General features: G+C 69.9%; 16 protein-coding genes. 3 read left to right on the top strand and 13 right to left on the bottom strand.

What is annotated here, in order from left to right:
* Positions 1 to 20: 20 nt before the first annotated feature.
* Positions 21 to 629 (bottom strand): TetR/AcrR family transcriptional regulator, encoded by a 609-nt coding sequence (locus UA74_RS20425; RefSeq protein ID WP_075741702.1) that lies wholly within the window; start codon positions 627 to 629, stop codon positions 21 to 23.
* A gap of 85 nt (positions 630 to 714) precedes the next feature.
* Here UA74_RS20425 and UA74_RS20420 point away from each other — a divergent pair, with 85 nt between their 5' ends.
* Entirely contained in the window at positions 715 to 1464 is a 750-nt protein-coding gene (locus UA74_RS20420; protein WP_075765220.1) for an SDR family NAD(P)-dependent oxidoreductase, read from the top strand.
* Positions 1465 to 1513: 49 nt separating this feature from the next.
* Here UA74_RS20420 and UA74_RS31050 read toward each other — a convergent pair whose 3' ends face one another.
* From UA74_RS31050 to UA74_RS20405, 3 genes are all read right to left on the bottom strand, one after another.
* Positions 1514 to 1804: a mycothiol transferase gene (locus UA74_RS31050; protein WP_083683406.1), complete on the bottom strand. Its 291-nt coding sequence runs from the start codon at positions 1802 to 1804 to the stop codon at positions 1514 to 1516.
* Between the two features lie 85 nt (positions 1805 to 1889).
* A complete protein-coding gene (locus tag UA74_RS20410) occupies positions 1890 to 3224 on the bottom strand; it encodes a sialidase family protein (protein ID WP_198042796.1) in 1335 nt (444 codons plus the stop codon).
* Between the two features lie 226 nt (positions 3225 to 3450).
* Positions 3451 to 4461: an ABC transporter substrate-binding protein gene (locus tag UA74_RS20405; RefSeq protein ID WP_083683403.1), complete on the bottom strand. Its 1011-nt coding sequence runs from the start codon at positions 4459 to 4461 to the stop codon at positions 3451 to 3453.
* Positions 4462 to 5087: 626 nt separating this feature from the next.
* Here UA74_RS20405 and UA74_RS20400 point away from each other — a divergent pair.
* Both UA74_RS20400 and UA74_RS20395 read left to right on the top strand, forming a co-directional pair.
* Positions 5088 to 6119 (top strand): FecCD family ABC transporter permease, encoded by a 1032-nt coding sequence (locus tag UA74_RS20400; RefSeq protein ID WP_075741700.1) that lies wholly within the window; start codon positions 5088 to 5090, stop codon positions 6117 to 6119.
* 188 nt (positions 6120 to 6307) lie between these two features.
* Entirely contained in the window at positions 6308 to 7324 is a 1017-nt protein-coding gene (locus UA74_RS20395) for a FecCD family ABC transporter permease (RefSeq protein WP_083684105.1), read from the top strand.
* Between the two features lie 109 nt (positions 7325 to 7433).
* Here the strand turns inward: UA74_RS20395 and UA74_RS20390 are convergent, their stop codons facing one another.
* The 9 genes from UA74_RS20390 to UA74_RS20355 form a co-directional block, all read right to left on the bottom strand.
* Positions 7434 to 8558 carry a cytochrome P450 family protein gene (locus UA74_RS20390; protein ID WP_075765218.1) on the bottom strand — a complete coding sequence of 375 codons (1125 nt, stop codon included), beginning with the start codon at positions 8556 to 8558 and terminating at the stop codon, positions 7434 to 7436.
* A complete protein-coding gene (locus UA74_RS33740) occupies positions 8540 to 9973 on the bottom strand; it encodes a cytochrome P450 (protein ID WP_232237347.1) in 1434 nt (477 codons plus the stop codon). The genes UA74_RS20390 and UA74_RS33740 overlap by 19 nt, the downstream gene beginning before the upstream one ends.
* 178 nt (positions 9974 to 10151) lie before the next feature.
* Positions 10152 to 11639, bottom strand: coding sequence for a cytochrome P450 family protein (locus tag UA74_RS20380; protein ID WP_083683399.1), 1488 nt, complete (start codon positions 11637 to 11639; stop codon positions 10152 to 10154).
* A 941-nt stretch (positions 11640 to 12580) separates the two neighbouring features.
* The gene (locus UA74_RS20375) at positions 12581 to 13702 is read right to left on the bottom strand and encodes a cytochrome P450 family protein (RefSeq protein ID WP_318533258.1); all 1122 of its coding nucleotides are present in this window, start codon (positions 13700 to 13702) and stop codon (positions 12581 to 12583) included.
* A complete protein-coding gene (locus UA74_RS33735; protein WP_232237345.1) occupies positions 13687 to 15078 on the bottom strand; it encodes a cytochrome P450 in 1392 nt (463 codons plus the stop codon). The genes UA74_RS20375 and UA74_RS33735 overlap by 16 nt, the downstream gene beginning before the upstream one ends.
* Positions 15075 to 15674 carry a GTP-binding protein gene (locus UA74_RS20370; protein WP_075741697.1) on the bottom strand — a complete coding sequence of 200 codons (600 nt, stop codon included), beginning with the start codon at positions 15672 to 15674 and terminating at the stop codon, positions 15075 to 15077. The genes UA74_RS33735 and UA74_RS20370 overlap by 4 nt, the downstream gene beginning before the upstream one ends.
* Positions 15652 to 16005 carry a DUF742 domain-containing protein gene (locus UA74_RS20365; protein ID WP_075741696.1) on the bottom strand — a complete coding sequence of 118 codons (354 nt, stop codon included), beginning with the start codon at positions 16003 to 16005 and terminating at the stop codon, positions 15652 to 15654. The genes UA74_RS20370 and UA74_RS20365 overlap by 23 nt, the downstream gene beginning before the upstream one ends.
* Positions 16002 to 16415 (bottom strand): roadblock/LC7 domain-containing protein, encoded by a 414-nt coding sequence (locus UA74_RS20360; protein WP_075741695.1) that lies wholly within the window; start codon positions 16413 to 16415, stop codon positions 16002 to 16004. Before UA74_RS20360 ends, UA74_RS20365 begins: the two co-directional genes overlap by 4 nt.
* A complete protein-coding gene (locus UA74_RS20355; RefSeq protein WP_075744025.1) occupies positions 16412 to 17710 on the bottom strand; it encodes an ATP-binding protein in 1299 nt (432 codons plus the stop codon). Before UA74_RS20355 ends, UA74_RS20360 begins: the two co-directional genes overlap by 4 nt.
* Between the last annotated feature and the right edge of the window lie 1001 nt (positions 17711 to 18711).

Raw genomic sequence — 18711 nt, 5'->3', positions numbered from 1 at the left:
GCCGGGTGGGTGGCCGCCGGTCACGCGGTCGCGGACGGGGCCGGTGCGACCGGCCAGGCGCGCAGGGCCACGTCCACGGCTCGATCCAGCTCCTCGCGGGTGGCGCCGCCGGTGGCCTGAACGGAGATGCCGTAGGAGATGATCGCGATGTAGCGGGCGAGGTCGGCGGCATCGATCTCCGCAGGCAACTCGCCGTCGGCCTTGGCTTGCTCGAACCGGGCCCGGAGGCTGAGTTCCCCTGCGCGGCGTCGGGAGATCAGCTCCAGCCGGGCGCTCTCGGAGTTCGCGCCGGTGGCCAGCGCGCCCTGCACGACCAGACAGCCTCGGCCGGGGATCGTGGTCGCGACCGTGGCGCCGCCGCGCAGCAGGCACTCCGCGGCAGCCAGCGCGGTGGGGGCCTCGACCGCGTCCCTGATGTGGCGGGCGGGTCCGTCGAGGTAGCGGTCCACCGCCTTGTGGAACAGCGACTCCTTGTTGCCGTACGCGGCGTACAGGCTCGGCCTGCTGATGCCCATCGCCTCGGTCAGGTCCGTGATCGCCGTGCCTTCGTAGCCCTGGTGCCAGAACACCTCGAGTGCGCGGTCCAGCCGCTCGTCCACGTCGAACTCGCGGGGGCGTCCGGTGGCCATGGCCGACCTCCTTACTTCTGTACTGCTCGATAGGCTACCGTCGCAGTTGTATACCGAGCGGTATTTAAGTCGAGAGGGAGAACTCATGACGACGCAGCAGGCAGCCAGGGTCGCGTTGGTGACCGGGGGCTCGCGCGGCATCGGGGCGGCCACCGCCCGTGCCTTGGCCGATGCGGGCCTGGATGTGGTGATCAGCTACGCCGCCTCGGCAGACAAGGCGCAGGAGGTCGTCCGCGACCTCCAGAGCAGGGGAGTCCGCGCCGCCGCGCACCGTGCGGACCAGTCCGACTCCCGTCAGGTCGCCGAGCTGGTCGACACCGTGGCGGCCACGTTCGGCAGGCTGGACGTCCTGGTCAACAACGCGGGAGTGGCGGTCAACGGCGCCGTCGACGATCCCGAGCCCGACACGGCCGCCTTCGATCGCCAGGTCGTCGTCAACCTCGGCGGGGTGGTCACCGCCATCCGCGCGGCGACCAGGGTGCTCGGTCGAGGCGGACGGATCATCACCGTCGGCTCGACGCTCGCCGCCCGCGCCGGGTTCCCGAACCTGGCCGACTATGCGGCCACCAAGGCGGCGGTCACCGGTTACAGCCGAGGCGCCGCACGAGATCTCGCCGCGCGCGAGATCACCGTCAACGTCGTGCAGGTCGGCCCGGTCGCCACCGACATGAACCCACCGCAGGGCGGGTGGGCCGACCAGCAGCGGGCCACCGTCGCGCTGGGACGGTTCGGCACCCCGGAGGAGATCGCGGCGGGCATCGTCTTCCTCGCGAGCCCCGGCGCCTCTTTTATTACCGGCAGCGTGCTCACCATCGACGGCGGCGTCCTGGCCTGACCGCCCGCGCGGCGGAGGGCAGGGCCGGGGCAGGGGAGACGTCCGCCGATCACACCGGTCGCTGAAAGCGCGACGAGGTTCGGGGGAGTCCGTCCCGGCGGTCGCGGCGCTCGGCGCTGCCCTGGGCGAGGCCGGTTCGAGTACGTCGGCTCCCGGTCACGCCGTCGACCTGTTCCCGCAGGATGTCGGCGTGACCGGCGTGCCGGGCGGCCTTCTCGATCATGTGCTCCGCGATGACCCGCAGCGGGTCGCACCGGTCCTTGCCGGAATGCCCGCCACCGCCGAGCACCCGATCTCCTCTGGTGGTCCGGCCCTGGTCGGCCTGCGGACGCGCATGCATCGGGCGAGCCCAGCTGCCCGCTCGCCCCGGCCGGAACGCCGAGCCGACGGCGTCCCGACCGGGAGCGTGCCCGAGAGTGCCCCGGTCACAACCCGCCGGAGCAGCCCGGTTCGTCTACACCGCCCTGAATCCACGGCAGGTTCACCTTGCGGAAGGCGATCGAGCGGTTCGAGGTCGAGTTGCTCCCGGTGTTCTCGTTCACCTCGATCAGCGCGCCGACGTGATAGTCGGCGGTCTTGGCGATGCTGGAGTAACCGCCCTCGCGGTAGGTGGAGCTCTCACCGGACAGTGGGGCGTCGGAGAACGGTCGGCTGTAGCTCCAGGTGCGTCCCTCGTCCTCGCTCATCCGGATGCGCATCCTGGTGCGCGTCTCGGTGCTGGCCGAGTTCACGAAGGCCAGCCGGGCGGGTGCATCGGAGTTGTAGCGCATGGTCGACGCCTCGTTGATCGGGTCCAGCAGGCAGCTCGCGGGGGCGAAGGGACTGAAACCGGACTCGATCGACCCGCGCGAGACCCAGCGGCGCTTCCCTCGCTCCGCAGTCGCCGTCGTCGGCCGGTCGTTGCGGTAGAGACTGCCGTCGGCCAGTTCCAGGATCGTGGACTCGCCGGTCTGCTCCATGGCGGCGCCGCCGGTGGTGCGCATGACCTCGACCTGCCAGGTCGCGCCGTGGTCGTCGCTGTAGATGTTGCGATGCTGGGCCGGGATGACGAGCCTGCCGGGATTGCGCACCGTGGTCTGGATGCCGACGCCGGGGCCGACGGCATCCCAGTTCCAGCTGGAGCCGTTGGCCCGCGTTCGGGGCTTCAGCGTGTCGGACATGTTCACGGGGGCGGTCCAGCTCACCCCGTCGTCGCTGCTGGAGGACACCCACACCTGTCGGTCGTCCCAGGAGTTCACGGTGCCGCTGCCCTCGGGCTGGTGGTTCATGAACAGCCAGATCCGATTGTTCGTACGGTCCACCACGGGCGTCGGGTTTCCCCAGGTGCCCTGTCCTCGGCCGACGACCTCGCTCAGTCCGGACCACGACGATCCGTTGTTCGTCGATCGCTTGTACAACAGATTGATGTTGCCGAAGTCGCGATTGTTCGCCGCGCGTCCTTCGGCGAAGGCGATCAGGGTGTTGCGATTCGTCCGGATCAGCGCCGGAATGCGGAACGAGTGGTAGGTGAGTCCGTTGAAGGACTCATTGCCGCCGTTGAAGAGGATTCGTGCGGACTGGGAGGGCGCGGCGGCGATCTCCGCCTCGGCGACGGCTGCCGCCTCTGCCACGATCGGCTGTGGGGGTACGTCGGCCGGGCCGTCGGCGGCGATGGCCGCGCCAGAGGTGGAGACGGCGGCGACCAGCGCGCCCGCCAATGCCAGCACGACCCCGCGTGAGTGTCGTCGTCGTCCCGTTCTGAACAGAAGTGTCCGTGCCACCGGGTTCTCCTTCGCGGCCGTTCTCTCTGCGGAGAAGAAATCTATTCGATCATTCGCGCGTCCGACCAGAGCCGAAGGTCAGTTCCTCGGCTGTTCACCCGATGATCACTCGGCCCGCGCGCGGCCGAACTTCGCCGACCAATAGGCCCTTACGCGGTGGACGGACCCGGCCTCCGGCACCTTCTCGACCGATCGGCCGAGGGCACCGGAGTCGGGCGGTCGTCGATCAGGATCGGCCGTCGTCCACGCCGAAGGCGGCGGCCAGCTCGTCCAGCATCTGCTCGGCGCCCTGAAGACTCACCGAGGTGACCCAGACCTCGTCGTCGACCGTGGTGATCTCGCCTTCCAGCCTGCCCCACAGCGGGTTCGACTCGAACTGCTCCTGCGGGTTCTCGGCCTCCGCTGCGGGATCGGTGTAGGTGGACACGAAGATGGTGTCCGCGTCCAGCTCGGTGATGTCCTCTTGGCTGAGGTTCACCATGATCTCGTCCTCGGAGTCCGCCTGGCCCGCAGGCCGGGCTAGTCCCGCGTCGGCCAGGATGATGCCGGGGAAGGACGCGCTGGTGTAGAGCCGGACCGTCGGCTCGCCCTCGACGAAGCGGGCCATCGTGACGGTGGCGTCCCGGCCCAACTCCTCGCGGATCGACTCGCCGATGCTCGCCGCCCGCTTCTCATAAGCGTTGATGCGCTCCTCGGCGAGCTCCTCACGCCCGGTGGCCTCGCCGAGGAGCCGGATGTTGTCCTTCCAGGTCGCCCCGGTGGTCTCGCTGAAGACAGTGGGCGCGACCTCGTTCAGCTCCGAGTAGATCTCCTCGTGCCGCACCCGCGCCGAGACGATCAGATCGGGCTCGACGTCCCACAACATCTCGACGTCGGGGGCGGTGATCTCGCCGATCACGGTAGCCGCCTCGGCCTGGGCCTGCTCGTCCTCCGACAGGTATCCGGGAAGCGCGCCGTCGGCGGTGTGGTAGTTGATCCGCGCCACCACGTCCAGGTCTAACGCCATCGCGGCGTCGATGTAACTGGTGTCGAGTGCCGCGACGCGCACCGGCTGGGTCTCCAGGGTCGTCTCGCCCATGGCATGGGTGACCGTCCGGGGAAACCCGTCCTGGCTCGCGCCCTCCGGCGCGGAACCGGCGGGCTCCTCCCCGCCCCCGCAGGCGCTGACCAACAGGCAGATCGCGAGTGGAACGGCGATGGCCGCCCCCCTGGAGCGATGACGTACGGTACTCGGCATCTCACTCGTCCTTTGTTCGGTTAGCCTTGCCTCAGCATGGTACGAGGCGGGCGGGACGGCGTCGGCGTCGCCTGTGGCGAGCGAGCGAAGCCGCCCTGGTCGCGCGACGCGGGCGGTGAACGGCGGTGACGGCTGATCGGCCGGGGCTCTGGGGCGGCAGGAGCCCGGCGAGCCTGCCGGAATCGGCACCGCGATCGACGGACCCGGCAGGAATGCGACGGCTGCGCCGAGGCATCGCGGTGCTGGCCTCGCCGCAGGAATCGGTAAGGCTAGCCTCAGAGCCTGTCTGTGATCCCTCTGGAGTCGTGAGCGGGGATCAGCGTGGCTGAGCTGTGAGGCGGAGGAAGGAGGCATAACGGAGTTGTGTCGACTGACGACAACGCCGCAGATCGCCGCTGCCTGCCCCGCGCAACAGGAAAGTGGGGATCAAAGACAGGCTCTAAGATCCCTCCGCGCGGGCGGACAGCCTGGGCGGCCGGGGGACGTCTGGGGGGACGGACCGGCGCGGCGGGGCAGGCCGGACCGGAGATGCCGAGTCGACCTCGCCCGCGGGCCGTGACACGAGACGATCATCGACGGTCCGCCTGCGATCGGACGATCCCGACGGATGTCGTGAGGAGACCAAGGTGACCGCGACCAGCAATGCCGTTCGGCGCCGTGCGCCCGACGGGTGGGCCCGCCGCAGGGCGGCGGGTTTGACGCTGCTCTGCGTCGCGCTGGTACTGGCCGTCGCCGCGAGCGTCTCGATCGGGTCGCGAACCATCCCGCTCGATCTGGTGTGGGCGGCACTGGTCGACCCGCAGGGCACCGAGTTCGACGACATCATCCGGTCGTTACGCCTCCCGCGCACCGTGCTCGGCCTGCTGGCCGGGGCAGGCCTCGGCGCGGCGGGTGCGCTGATGCAGGGTCACACCCGGAATCCGCTGGCCGACCCCGGCATCCTCGGCGTGACGCAGGGCGCCGCCTTCGCGACCGTGCTGGCCGTGGTCGTCTTCGGGATTCGTGACCTCCAGGGCTTCATCTGGTTCGGCTTCGCGGGCGCGTTGATCGCCAGCGTGGTCGTGTTCGTCCTCGGCTCGCTCGGCGGCTCCACGCCGGTGACGCTGGCGATGGCGGGCGCGGCCGTCACCGCGCTCCTCAGCGGCCTCGTCGCCGCCGTGGTGCTGGGCAGCCGGGCCGGGATGGAGATCTACCGCTTCTGGCAGGTCGGCTCGATCGCCGCCCGCGAGTACTCCGTCTCCGGGCAGGTCGCGCCCTTCCTGCTGGTCGGGATAGTGCTCGCCCTGCTCAACGCGCGGGGCCTGAACGTGCTCGCGCTGGGCGAGGACATGGCGCGGGCGTTGGGACAGAACATCCGGCTCACCCGGATTCTCGGCGTCACGGCGATCACGCTGCTCACGGGCGCGGTCGTCGCGGCCTGCGGCCCGATCGCCTTCCTCGGCCTGGTCGTGCCGCACCTGGCCCGGTTCATCACCGGTCCGGACTACCGCTGGATCGTGCCCGTCTCGGCGTTGACCGGCGCGGTCCTGCTGCTTGCCGCCGACGTGCTGTGTCGCGTCGTGTCCTCCGACAGCTTCGAGGTGGGCATCATGCTCGCCGTCCTCGGCGCGCCGGTCTTCATCTGGCTCGTCCGGCGGAAGGGACTGATCCGGCTGTGACCGTCCACGATCGACACCTCGACACGGCCGACAAGACCGCCGGGGCGGGCGAATCCGCTCAGCAGCCCGGGCAGCCTCAGCAGGCGCCCGGCGGCCCCGGCGCCCCCGACGGCGGCGCGGCGGGCAGCGAGCACTCGGCCGAGCCCGATCAGCCGATCATCCGCTCACTGCGCGTCGGACCGGTCTCGATGATCCTGCGGCCGCGCGTCGTCATCGTCACGGTCGTCGCACTCGCCCTGCTCGTCCTGGTCGCCGCGCTGAACATCGGCCGGGGCACCTCGCAGATCGAGGTGTTCGACGTGCTGCGCACTCTCGCGGGCGGCGGTGATCGTCGGGAGAACGGCATCATCTTCGGCCTGCGGATGCCCAGGACCCTCACCGGCATCCTCGTCGGCGCCGCCCTCGGCCTGTCCGGGGCGATCTTCCAGTCCCTGGCCCGCAATCCGCTCGCCAGTCCCGACATCCTCGGCGTCACCTGGGGAGCGGGCGTCGGCGCCGTCGCCGTCATCGTGCTCGGCGGGTCGCGCGGCACGATCAGCGGTGTCGCCGCCCTCGGCGTCCCCGCCGCCGGGCTCGTCGGAGGTCTCACCGCGGGCTTCCTGCTGTATCTGCTGTCCTGGCGGCAGGGCATCGACGGGTACCGGATGGTCCTGGTGGGCATCGGGCTGTCGGCGATCGGCGGCAACATCGTCTACTGGCTGCTCACCGTGGGAGACGTGGACGACGCGAGCCGGGCGACCGTCTGGCTGGTCGGCAGCCTCACCAACGCAGGCTGGGACGCCGTCGGACCGCTCGCGATCGCCGTCGCGATCCTGATCCCGGCCGCGCTGGTGTGCTCTCGGGTACTCGGCGGACTCCAGTTCGGCGACGACACCTCCCGGGCACTGGGCATCCGGGTCGACGCCGCGCGCGGCACGCTGTTGCTGCTCGCCGCCGCCCTGGCCGCCGTGGCCGCCGCGACGGCGGGCCCGATCTCCTTCGTCGCACTGGCGACTCCACAGATCGCGATGCGGCTCGTCGGGACCGCACAGCCTCCGCTGGTGGCGTCGATGGTGCTCGGCGCGCTGCTCACCGTGAGCGCCGACCTGGCCGTGCGGATCACCCCGGGCCTGTCCCACCTGCCGGTCGGGGTCCTCACCGCCATCCTCGGCGCGCCCTACCTGATCTACCTGTTCGTCAAGACCCGGCGTAGGCAGCAGACCTGAGCAGTCACCGAGATCCGATCCCACCAGCCGCCGCCGGATCGGGCCGGGTCCGCCAGGTGACGGACCCGGCCCGAGGCCGTGCGCTGCTGTTCGGACGCCGTCGCGGCGATCAGCCCGCCGAGCCGGGGTTCAGGATCACCGGCAGCTCGTGGTGTCCATTGGAGATGAACGAGGACATCGGCACCAGCTCGTCCGCAGGCACCGCGAGCCTCATGTTCGGGAACCGGGCGAACAGGGCGGGCAGGGCGGTCTTGACCTCCATGCGAGCCAGCGGCGCCCCCAGGCAGTAGTGCACGCCGTGGCCGAAGGCCAGGTGGTCCTTGGCCGCGCGGGTCAGGTCGAACTGGTCCGCGTCGGCCCCGTGCCGCTCCGGGTCCCGGCCGGTGGCCGCGTACGCGGCCAGGATCCGGTCCCCCTTGCGGATGAGGATGTCGCCGATCTGGATGTCCTCCACCGCGTACCGCAGCGGCAGGTTCGCCACCGGGGCCTGCCAGCGCATCGTCTCGTCGATCACGTCGTCCCAGGACCGTTCGCCGGATCGGACGAGTTCGAACTGGTCGGGATACGTGAGCAGCGCGGTGATCGCCTGGTCCAGCAGATTGACCGTCGTCTCGTGACCGGCGGACAGCACCAGGGCCAGGGTGTCGAGCAGTTCGATCTCGTCCAGCCGCGAACCGTCCTCGTCGCGCGCGTTGATCAGCGCGGAAGCGAGGTCGTCACCGGGATTCGCCCGCTTGTCGGCGACGAAGGCGCCCATGAGCTTGTAGAGGTCCTCTCCCAGCGCCATGGCCTCCTCCGGGGTCGCGGCGGTGTCGAACACGCCGTCGACCACCCGACGCAGCTCCGGCCGGTGCTCCTCCGGAACACCGAACAGCGCGCAGATGACCTCGATCGGCACCGGGAAGCAGAAGCCCTCGCGCAGATCGACCGGCGTGTCCTGGGGGCCGGCCGCCAGCTCGGCGATGAGTCGCTCGGTGATCGACTCGATCCACGGTTGGAGGGCGTTGACCCGCCGGGCGGTGAACGCCTTGGAGACCAGCGAGCGCAACCGCTTGTGATCGTCACCGTAGGCGTTGAACATGTTCTTGACGCCCACCCAGGTCGCCAGGACCGAGCTGAGCACCACCTTGCCCTCGGCGTAACCGGGCCAGTGCTGGTTGGGGTCCTTGGACACCCGAGGATCGGACAGCAGCTTCCGAAGGTGGTCGTGGCTGTTCACAGACCACGCCACCACCGGACCAGGGAGTTCAACCAGCGTCGCGGCTCCCCGCTCCCTGAGGAGCCGGGCCTCTCCTTGGATGTCGGCGCCTGCGGGGTCGATGACGTAGGGGCTGGACTGACGTTCCATCTGTTGTCTCCAGGGTTCTCGTCGGTCTGGGCGGAGGGACGAACTGCGGGAAAACGGACGGGCAGCGCGTTGAGCGCCCGGTGGAACGGCCCCGGCCGCCACGTCAGGTCATCGACGGGGACGGCGAGTTCCAGATCCGGCAGGCGGTCGAGAAGCGTCTCGACCGCCACCGCGGCGATGGTCATCGCCTGGGACTGGGCGGGGCAGACATGGGGGCCCGCGCTCCACGCCAGGTGCGCCCGGTTTCCCGAGGCACGGGCGGAGGACAGCGCGGGGTCGGCGTTCGCGGCGGCCAGGCTGATCAGGACGGGCCGATCACCGGGAATGCGCACGCCGCCAGCGAGGTAGACGTCGTGGATCGGGTGCGTGGTCGCGTAGTTGGCCATCGGCGGGTCGGTCCAGAGGATCTCCACCAGCGCGTCGTCGACCGAGACACTGCCCCCGGTCAGCCCGCCCGCGAACCGGTCGTCGGAGAGCAGCAGCCGCAGCACGTTCGCGATGAGGTTCTGCGTCGGCTCGATGCCCGCCGCCACGAGCAGCATGATCGTGCTGAGCAGCTCCTCCTGTGTCAGTTCGGCGGGATGGGCGATCAGCCAGGAGACGATGTCTCTGCCTGGCTCGGCACGACGCATCTCGACCAGCTCGACGGTGCAGAGCACGAGTTCGGTGTTGGCCTGCTCGGCGTCCGCCGCGACCCCCTCGAAGATCGTCCCCAGCGCCTTGGTCAGTCGTTCGCTGAGATGAGGAGGGGTGTTGAACATCTGGTCGAAGACCAGAATCGGCAGGAGCCTGCCGTACTGGGTGAGCAGGTCCGCCTCGCCGACCGGAGCGAACTCGTCGATCAGCGTGGCGGCACCGCGCTCGACATAGCCCCGCAGGGTCCCGGAGTCGACCCCGCTCAGACCGTCGTTCAGCGCGCTCCGCAGCCTGCGGTGCAGCTCGCCGTCGGTGAACAGACAGTTCTCCCGGTACATCAGCATCGGCAGCACCGGGGAGTCCGCCGGGATGGTCTGCTGCCAGCGTCGCGGGTCCTTCGGGAAGTTCCTCGGATCGCGCAGCACCTCCAACGCCGTGGCGTAGCTCGTCACGAGCGTGGCGGGCACGCCGGGGGCGATCTCGACCGGTGCGACGGGCCCTTGGGCCCGCAGCGACTCATAGACCGCGTTCGGATCGGCCGCGAACTCCGGCACGTACAACCGAGTCACGCCGTCGTGCGCCGGGCAGCCGGGTGGCGGCATCGGCTGCTGCCGACCTTCCGGCGGGTGTACGTGGTCCTGGCCGAGGGGATCGGTGGGAGTCACACGTTCTCCTGGAGCGTCGTCGGTGTGGGACGGGACGAGAATCAGGCGGGAAGTGTTCGTGTGCAGGCAGCGGGCCTGCCGACTCCGACGTCGGTGCCGGTCCGCCGGGTCGATCTGGTTCCGGTCGACCGGGCGTCGGGAGTCGGAAGGAGCCGAGACCGACGCGGCGGGTCGGCGGTCACTGGCCGCGCCACCACCGGACGAGCGCGCTCATCCAGCGCGGCCCGGTGGTGCGGGCGCGGCCGCCAGGCGCCCCCGCCTGCGGTGCGGTCGCCGTCGGCCTGCCCGACGGCGGGTCTGCCGCCTGCCTGCTGCTGCCGCCGACGGCGCGCGCCTCGATGGGCGCGGTGGGCACCGGTCCGCCCGGGTCCTCTGGAACCGCCACCGGGGGAAACCGCACGGGCAGCGCCGTCAGCGCTCGCTGGAAGGGACCGAGCCGCCACCGCAGGTCCTCCTCGGGCAGCGCCAGCTCCACGTCGGGGAGCCGGTCCAGCACCTTCTCGATCGCCAGCGAGGCGATGATCCGGGCCTGGGACTGACCGGGACAGGTGTGCGGGCCCGCACTCCAGGCGAGATGCGCCCGATTGCCGGTGCCTCGATCCCCAGCCAGATTCGGATCGATGTTGGCGGCGGCGTAGCTGACCACCACGGGCCTGCCCGCAGGCAGCACCGTCCCGTCCGGCAGCCGGACGTCCTCGGTGGGATAGGCGGGTCCGAAGTTGGCCAGCGGCGGGTCGGTCCAGAGGATCTCGACGAGTGCGTCGTCCACCGGCAGGCTGCCGCCGGAGAGGTCACCGGCGAACCGCGCGTCCGACAACAGCAGGCGCAGGGCGTTTGCGATGAGGTTCTGCACCGGCTCGATACCGCCCGCGAGCAGCATCGTGAGCTGGTCCATCAGCTCCTGGGTGTCGAGTCGGTGAGGATGGGAGATCAGCCAGGAGAGCAGGTCGTTGCCGGGATTCTGCTGTCGCAGGGTGATCAGCTCCAGCATGCAGCGGCCCAGTTCCTGATTGGCCTCGGCTGCCTCCGCACCCCCCTCGAAGATCGCCGCGAGACAGCGCACGAGGGAGGCGCTCAGGTGTGGCGGGCAGTCGAGCAGCTGGTTGAACACCAGGATCGGCAGCAGCCGCGCGTACTCGGCGAGTAGATCTGCCTCCCCCTTGTCGGCGAAGTCGTCGATGAGGGTGTCCGCACTGCGCTCCACATACTTGCGCAGCGTGGTCGGATCGATCCGGTCCAGGCTGTCGGTCACCGAGGACCGCAGCCTGCGGTGAACCTCACCGTCGTTGAACACCGCGCTCTGCCGGTGCTGCATCATCGGCAGCACAGGACAGTCCGGCGCCATCGTCTGCTGCCATCGGCGGGGATCCCTCGGGAAGTTCTCCGGATCACGCAGCACCGCCAAGGCGGCCTCATAGCCGATCACCAGACTCGCGGTGACCCCGGGACTCAGTTCGACGAGGCCTGCCGTGCCCTGTCTGCGCAGCTCGGTGTAGATCGCGGCGGGGTCCTCGGCGAACGCGGCCGAGTAGAGCGCGGTGGCTGCGACGGTGTCGGTCCGGATGCGCGCGGGCATCGCAATCGGCCCGGTGGGCGCGGACGGCGCGTGCGCCGGGCAGCCGGGCGGGGGACCGCCGTCGCGGCTCGCGGGATCGGTGGTGGTCACAGGGTGCTCCTATGGTGCTGTCGGGACAGGCCCTCGACGCCGAGACCTGCCGGGGTCATCGGTGGCGAGGGCATCTGGTCGTCGGACTCGTGACGGCGAAGGCAGGCCCGGCGGACCCGGTGCGCCGTCGGGTGAGACACGCCCGGCGCAGCTGAGTGCCTGCTCGGCCGACGATCGCGTGGCTGGGTCTCGACTGGGACGGCCCGGCGGTGTCCGCCCGGCGCTCGGGCCGACGGTGCACTACGAGACGGGCTCGACACCGCCGCCTGCGTCGACGAACGCCGAAGCGGCACCGGGACACGCCGACCCTGGCCGAGAGCGGGTTCCACCCCCGTCCCGCCAGCACTCAGCGCAGGGTCGAGCCCGAACCGTCGTCGTCCGAAGCAGGACAAGGGACGATCCGCGACCCCGGTGGAGAGAGATGACGTCACCGGGCGGAGATCCTCCGGCGGGCAGGTGACGGCGAGGCCGCTCGAGATCGCGGCAGACGGGGTGATTCCGGCTCCCGCCTCGGAGTGCAGGGTCACGCCGTGGCAGCCGCCGAGACCGTGCCGTCCGCCGCAGCGGTCGCCGTGCGGGCTCCGGGCTCCGCTGCCGACGTCGATTGGCCCCGGGGCCCCGCGTCGACGACGGGCGTCTCCCGGCGAGACACCCGGATCCGCGGTGGCGAGTCCGGGCCTGCCGCTGACTCGGGTGAGATCACGATTCGGTGCTCCTACTGCGTTGCATCCAGCCGGATGCCTGCGGTGTCCGACGAGGGTGGCCGCTGCCGTGGCGACGACACCGGATCACGGTGTCGTCGCCGCACGACCTGCCATGGCGGCGGCGGCGTTCTCGTGCACCGCAGACGCAGTCCCTGGTGGGGCGACCGGGCGGTCGCGCCAGGGTCTCTCTCGTCGCGCGCGGAAGCCGCGCGCGCAAACCTCCAAGTGCGGGTCGGATCAGCCCTTCGCGGCGACGAGCGTCGCGGGAAGGCCGAGGTGACCGTTGGAGACGAAGGACCGCACCGGCCTGAGCTCGTCAGGCCGGCCGGCCAGGGCGATGTCGGGGAACCGGTCGAACAGGGCGGGCAGCGCGATCCTGGCCTCGAGCCGGGCCAGGGGAGCGCCGAGGCAGTAGTGCACCCCGTGCCCGAAGGAGAGATGATCCTTGACGGCTCTGGTGGCATCGAACCGATCGGCGTCCTCGCCGTAGTGCGCCGGGTCCCGCCCGGCGCCTGCGAAGAACGCCAGGATCGCGTCACCCTTGCGGATCGTCACGCCCGCGATCTCGAGGTCCTCCACCGCGTAGCGCAGCGGAAGACTCGCGATCGGCGCGTTCCACCGCAAGGCCTCCTCGATGACGTCGTCCCAGGTGATCGCGCCGGAGCGCACCATGGCCAGCTGATCGGGATTGGTCAGCATCGCGGTCATGGCCTGGTCGAGGAGATTGGTGGTCGTCTCGTGGCCCGCCCCGAGCATCAGCAGCAGGGTGTCGACCAGCTCGTGCTCCTGGAGCCGGGTTCCGTCCTGCTCGTGAGCGTCGATCAGGGCGCTGGTCATGTCCTCGCCCGGCGTGCCCTGCTTCAGCTCGACCAGCTTGTTGAGCAGCGTGTAGAGCTGCATCTGGTTGGCCCGTGCCTCGTCGGGGCCCAGCGTGGTGTCGAAGATGCCGTCGACGATGTGATGCAGTTCGTCACGCCAGTCCGCAGGCACGCCGAACATGGTGCTGATCACCGCGATGGGCAGCGGGTAGGCGAGCCCGGCACGGAGGTCGACCGTGGCACCGTTCCCGCCCTCGGCGCCCAGGTCGTCGATCAGCCCGGAGACGAGCTTCTCGATGCTGGGCGCGAGCGCGGCCACCCGTCTAGGCGTGAACGCCTTGGAGATCAACGAGCGTAACCTGGTGTGATCGGCACCGTACGCGGAGATCATGTTCTGCACCGCGACGAACGTGTACAGATGCCAGTCCGGCGTGATCTCCCCGTCCGCCCACGCCTGCCAGTGCGCCCTGGCGTTGCGGGAGACCCGAGAGTCGGTGGTCAGATCCCGGATCTGCTCATGCCCCGCTACTGCCCACGCCACCACCCCACCAGGGAGTTCAACCAGCGAGGGCGCCCCGACCGCCCGGAGTGCTGCTGCTTCGGACTGGATGTCGGTTCCGGTGGGGTCGATGACGGTGGAACCGGCTTGTCGTTCCATCTGCTGTCTCCAGTGGTCTCGTCGGATCGGACGGGTACCGAGGGGAAGCGAAGCGGGAGCGCGGTCAGCGCTCGGAGGAACGGTCCCGGCCGCCACGCCAACTGATCGGCCGGGACGGCCAGTTCGAGGTCGGGCAGCCGGTCGAGCAGCTTCTCGATGGCCACCGAGGTGATCAGTCGCGCCGGGGACTGTGCCGGGCAGACGTGGGCGCCGCCGCCGAAGGCCAGATGGGCGCGGTTCCCGGAGCGTGTCTCGGAGGCCAGCGCCGGATCGGTGTTGGCCGCGGTGAGGCTGATCAGCACCGGCTTGTCCTGCTCCAGGACGATTCCGTTGAACTCGACGTTCCGGGTCGGGTAGGTCATGCAGAAGTTCGAGAACGGCGGGGTCGTCCACAGGACCTCGATCAGGGCGTCCTCCACCGGCATGCTGCCGCCCGCGAGGTCGCCCGCGAACCGATCGTCGGACAACAGCAGGAGCAGCGCGTTGGCGATCCAGTTCTGGGTGGGCTCGACGCCCGCACCCAGCAACAGGACCAGCTCATGGATCATCTCCTCGTCGGTGAGCTGTGCGCTGTGCTGCAACAGCCACGAGGTCACGTCCTGGCCGGGCTCCGCCCGCTTGGCGGCGATCAGCTCGAGGAGGATGCCCAGCAGTTCCTCATTGGACTTCTCCGGCTCGATGCCGTCGAAGACGTTGGTCATCGCGATGATCATCCTGCTGCCGGGCTCCTCGGGGACGCCCATGAGGAGCTGGATGACCATCAGCGGCAGGATCTTGGCGTACTGATTGAGCAGATCCGCCTCACCTTCGCCGGCGAAGGTGTCGATGAGCCGGTCGGCACTGCGCTCGATGTGGTTGCGCAGGGTGTTCGGCTCGATCCGGTCCAGGCTGTCGGTGATCGCGCCGCGCAGCCTGGCGTGGCGAGGCCCGTCCGCGTGATAGCAGTTGGGCCGGTACATCATCATGCCGATGATCGGGCTGTCCTGGGGCGCCGTCGCCTGCCACGTCCGGCCGTCCTTGCGGAACGTGTCGGAGTCGCGCAGCACTTCCAGCGCGATGCGGTAGTCGGTGACCAACGACGCCGACACGCCGGGAGCCAGCTCCACCTGCGAGATCGGCCCGCTGCGGCGCAGTGCTTCGAGGGTGCGCATGGGGTTCGCGGCGTAATCCGCGCCGTACAGCGGCATTCCCGGTTGAGTCCGGCCGTGTGCGGGGCAGCCCGGCGGCGGCTGGAGGTCGGTCGTGTCCGGTGTGGTCACTCTTGCTCCTGGGCAGTACTGGCGAGGAGATACTCGACGAGGGTGATCAGTGCTCTGGTGGAGGACGCCGGATCGCGGGCGTCGCACATGACGAGGGGAGTGGACGGCAGCAGGTCCAGCGCCTCACGCAGTTCCTCCTCCGAATGGGAGGACGCGTCGTCGAAGTGGTTGACGGCGACCGCGTAGCGCAGACCCTGCTCCTCCAGCAGGCCCATGACCTCGAAGGAGTGTTCGAGTCGGCGGGTGTCGACGAGGACGAGCGCGCCGAGCGCACCGGAGGCGAGGTCCTCCCACATCGGGGTGAAACGCTGCTGGCCGGGCGCGCCGAACAGGTACAACACAAGCTGTTCGTTGAGCGTCAGCCTGCCGAAGTCCATCGCGACCGTGGTGGTCTTCTTCTGCTGCACCCCGGCGAGGTCGTCGACCAGCGCGCCCGCCTGCGTCATCGTCTCCTCGGTCCGCAGCGGGCGGATCTCGGACAACGTGCCGACGAACGTCGTCTTGCCGACTGCGAAGTGGCCCACGATCAGCAGCTTGACCGCGGTCCGCACGGTCTCGCGCAGATAGACGCGATCAGAGGCGAGCGCGGAGTCCATCAAGCACCTCCTGAAGGAGCTTCATGCTGGGCAGATCGGTCGTCGGGACGGGCGCCGTCGTCTGGATGTGGCCGCTGTCGACCAGATCGCTGAGCAGGACCTTCGTGACGCTGACGGGGAGCTCGAGGTGACCGGCGATCTCGGCGACCGACAGCGAGCCGCCCCGACACAGCTCCATCAGGCGGCGCTTCTCGGGGCTGAGTCCGGTCAACTGGTCCCGAGCCGCGCTCACCAGCGTGATCAGTCCGAACGTGTTTCGAGTCGGGTGCGCTCGACCACCGGTCACCACATGGGGCCGGACCAGCGCCCGCTCGTTGCGGGGCGGGTTCACACCGGACTTCCTGAATCGGACCGCTGCGGGCTGGTCAACTCCTTGCCCAGCCGCTGCACCAGCTCCTGAAGGCGGAAGGACACCGTCTCCATGTCGACCTTCTCGGTGGTCGACACCGCGAGGTAGGCCCTCGGGCCCGCGGCGACGAGGAACACGTAGCCGTGTTGGAACTCGTTCACCGTCTGCTGCCACGGCGTGTTCGGGTCGCCGCAGAACTCCGCGGTGCTGCGGGCCAGCGCCTGCAGACCGGACATCCCGGCCGCGTGACGCTCGGCATCGTCGCGATCGATGCGCTCCGAGTGGGCCATGAGCAGGCCGTCCGCCGAGAGGAGGATCGCGTGACGGGTCTCCGGGACTCTCAGCGCATCGTCGAGCATCCAGCCCAGCTTGTTCTGCACGGGGTCGGTCATGCCTGGGGGTTCCCTTCACTGTCAGACGATTCGGTGTCACGGCCGGACCGGGTGCCGCGTTGCCACGCGCCCATGCCCGCCGCGGTCTCGCTCGCCGGGCGAGCCGACGGTGCGGACGGCGGCAGGGTCTGCTCGGTGGCGGGCGGACGGACGCCGGTGCGTGGTGCGTGCCGACGGCGCTTGGGCAGTCCGCCCGCGGTCGACGCGGGGGTGTGCGACGGGGTGGTGAGCGAGGGAGCCTGTGTCACGACGGGTGTCGGCGCAGGCTCCTGCCGTGCGGGAGCGGGCGGTGCGATCCGGGTGAGCAGCGCGGTGGGGAGGAAGACGACGGCGCGAACGCCGCCGAAGGGGGAGGTCGTGTCGACCGAGACGGTGAATCCGTACCGGGCGGCGAGTACGCCGATCACGGCGAAGCCGATCTGCGGCGGGTCGCCGAGTCGGTTGATGTCGGCCACCTCTCGGCCCGCCAGCAGGCCTGCGGCCCGCCGGATCTCCTCGGCGTTCATGCCGACGCCCGCGTCGTCGATCACGATCGCGGTGCCGTTGTGGGCGTGTCGGAAGTTGACCTCGACGGAGGTGTTGGGCTGCGAGTGTCGAGCGGCGTTGTCCAGGATCTCCGCCAGCGTGAGGACCACCGGCTCCACGGCGCGGCTGATGACCGCGTTGTCGATCTGGGCGTGCACGTCGACCCGGCGGTAGTCCCTGATCCGCGACGTCGCACCGCGCACGATGTCGGTCAGGGAGGACGCGGAGCGCTGCTGTCCCGGCCAGGAGCCGCACAGCACGGCGGTGGCCTGGACCCGGCGGCCCAGCTGGGAGTTCGCGTGGTCGATCCGCAGCAGGTCCTCGAGGACGTCGGGGTCGTCGTGGCGGTCCTGCATGGTGGAGATCGCGAGCTGCTGCTCGTTGGCCAGGCTCTGGACCGTGCGCATCATGGCCTTCAGCGTGGTCCTGGCCGACTGGTCGACCCGGCTCATCGCCTTCTCGACGGACTCGGTGACCAGGGCCACCACGAGCTGAAGGTTCTGTCCGTACGGCGTGTTCGCGAGGTGCGGGTGCAGGGGGCCCGGCACGTCGGCGGCCATGTGGCTCAGCGCGTCCACCAGCGCGGGCAGCCGAGCGGAGACGAGGTGTCGGGCCTCCTCGTCGCGCGCCCGCAGATCGTCCTCCAGAGCGGTGTTGCGTGCGCGCAGTTGCGTGGAGATCTGCTGCTGGCGGACCAGCAGGATCACCAGCGCGAGCGCGCCGACGACTAAGCACCACAACGCGATGGTCAACAGCACTTGTTGTTCCATGAGATCCTCGTGAACGGGGCGGATGGGAACGGACCGCGCCATCGAGCCCGCCGGATATTCACCCGGCTGCACGATTGCGCTTCGATCGATGACGACTTATGGGATTGGTGCGCCTCCCTGCGTCATGCCGGCGGCATCCGCGAGTTCTTGCTGGTCTTCTCCTGTTTCATGATCAGCTCCTCTGGGACCCTACACAGCCGCACATTGGTGTCAATGCCCAGGGGGTGCGCCCGTTGATTGTTGCACGTATCACAGGTCGGGCAAGGCTGCGGTGTGGCAGCACCTTCCGAGGCCGCTGATCGGAGCCCGTCGAATGTACGCCCGCGAGGTTTGCCACTCGTTGTGGCAGTCGACCGAGTCGTCGCCGCACTGAAGTGGAAGCGCCGAGACTCGGGGCCCGAGTATTCGATCGCTCCACCCCGGATATCGCTCCCGGGACGGGGCAGCCGGGACCGGTGCCGCAGACCGTGCGGAGTTCGCGCGTCGGCCGCGCGGGTCGCTGTGCCGTCGTCGCCGACTGCATCGACGCGCGGCCGGGCCGTTGTCCTGCGACGACGCCGAGATCGATCACTAGTTCCGCCGGTTGTAGGCGTCGGCGTGCGGCCTGATTCCGGCCGTCGTCCTCGGTCGGAGAATTGGCAGGCTCGGTGCCGTCGAGCTTCCGGGTCATCGGCCGTGTTCCATTCTCGGTCGAGTGTTCTCTCGGATCTCACCAGCATCACGGCGGCGGTCGATGCGAAGTGCCGCGCAGGTCGGGGGCGATAGGGAGCGGGCAGGATCGGCATTGCCGTGCCGCCGGTTCGGTCAATGATCGGCGGATCTCCCTCCCGCGTCGACAACGCCGCTCCTACCATGCTGACCAGCGGCGATCGCCCAGTGCCGTGCACTGCCCTCGGGTCAGCCGCGTCGAGCGCGCTTGATACTGCCACAGATATCTCCGACTGCCCACGGAGTGTTCGTCTTCGGTCCTCGACGTGTCCTCGGCGTCGATTTGATCACCG

The sequence above is a fragment of the Actinoalloteichus fjordicus genome (assembly GCF_001941625.1).
GTDB lineage: Bacteria > Actinomycetota > Actinomycetes > Mycobacteriales > Pseudonocardiaceae > Actinoalloteichus_A > Actinoalloteichus_A fjordicus.
This window is presented reverse-complemented; position numbering and strand designations above follow the sequence as displayed.